Genomic DNA, 1,404 nt, shown 5'->3' with positions numbered 1-1,404 from the left:
GGTGCCCTTTGAGGGCCAGTAAGGTTTGGTAACCGTCCAGAACCGGCATGTGCTGATCGAGGAGGATCAGATTCGGCTTGTGGGGCATGTGTGGCAAGGCCTCTACCAGAACCTGGCCATGGTCGAAGAGCTGGAGCCAGGCGGCGGGAAAATACTGGTTGAAGAGATTAGATCAACAGGTGTTTATTGGCTATCGGGCTACGTATCCTTTGCATACTTGGCCTTCCAAAGTACGATAAGCGATCGCTGTACTTTTAGGTATTTGTTATAGACTGCTTTATCCTAGTTCGCTCGTAAAGCCAAGTGCGGATCATCCAAATCATTTTCTCCTAGGGTTGTGCCGTTGTGGGCAGTATCGTTGTGTCATGCCAGTAAGACCGTAGGCTGGCCACATAGCTCTTCCAGCCCGCTAAATTGTCGGGCTTTTGGGTGTACGCAACAGCCCCTTTTTCGTAGGCTTGCTTAACGGCAGGCGGCTCTGAGGAGGAACTAAACATGATGATAGGAGCCCGGCCTTTTAACCGATTCTGTAACTCAGGGATTAACGCTAACCCATCAACCGAGGAGCCTAAGTCAATATCCAGCAAAATTAGTTGAGGAGCGGTAGCCGGCAGCTTGTCTAAATAGTCAAGCGTTTCCTGGGCTGATCTGGTATTGACAAAGCAAGCTTCAGGAAATATAGGATCGGCAATTCGTTCCAAGAGCTCGCAGATGGGAGGCTCATCATCCACGACTAAAATAGTAAACGGTTTAACATCTTGCATACTAAAGGATTGTTAAGGCAAGGTAGGACTGTGACGTTGCCTACCTACTCTTTTGGTACTGATGGAGTGAAGACCAGTGTTCAATCTAGTTGGGTGCCCAGTCCAGCATCCAGCCCAATGATTACTGCCTGAAATACAGTTTAGGAATACTTACCGTTTCGAACCAGTAGGTACGTAGTTGGCTGACATACGTTTTCCAATCCGCATAGCTAAAGGGTTTGACGGTGAACGAATTAGCGCCTCGTACATAGGCTTCTTGGGCAACTGTCTGTTTACTGGTCGCGGTTAGAATAACAATAGGCACAAAACAACCAACCGGGTGTTTTCGCATGAGCGATAAGAACTCGAACCCACTGGGTTGGGTCTGTAGGTTTATATCTAGTAAGACTAGATTTGGTCCCAACCCATCCAAATCATTGAGGTAGTTTTGGGCTTGTTTGAACTCCGTAACGTGAATGTACCTAGCTTCGGGAAATGACTGTGAAGATACCCGGGTCAAAATGGTTGCAACATCCGGATCATCATCGACAAGCAGTATAGTAAATTTGGCAGACATAAAGCCAGGCAGCTGATTGGAGACTTACAAATATAAACGTTTACGCATAAAAAAATGGCTAGATAAGCATCTTTGAAAACCCCC

2 protein-coding genes are annotated in these 1,404 nt (G+C 47.0%); both read right to left on the bottom strand.

Annotation, left to right across the window (positions count from 1 at the left end):
* Positions 1–329: 329 nt before the first annotated feature.
* Positions 330–764, bottom strand: a complete 435-nt coding sequence (locus ACYVJM_RS32045; protein ID WP_461152199.1) for a response regulator — start codon at positions 762–764, stop codon at positions 330–332.
* Positions 765–885: 121 nt separating this feature from the next.
* On the bottom strand, positions 886–1,320 hold the full coding sequence (locus tag ACYVJM_RS32040; protein ID WP_461152198.1) for a response regulator: 435 nt from the start codon (positions 1,318–1,320) through the stop codon (positions 886–888).
* Positions 1,321–1,404: the final 84 nt, after the last annotated feature.

This window comes from Spirosoma pulveris (assembly GCF_054781875.1).
Note: the sequence above shows the minus strand (reverse complement) of the source record. Positions and strands in the feature narration are given on the sequence as shown.

Bases quoted from the DNA above. Each gene is read 5' to 3' on its own strand.
- ACYVJM_RS32045 (WP_461152199.1), bottom strand. From the start codon at position 764: ATGCAAGATGTTAAACCGTTTACTATTTTAGTCGTGGATGATGAGCCT.
- ACYVJM_RS32040 (WP_461152198.1), bottom strand. From the start codon at position 1,320: ATGTCTGCCAAATTTACTATACTGCTTGTCGATGATGATCCGGATGTT.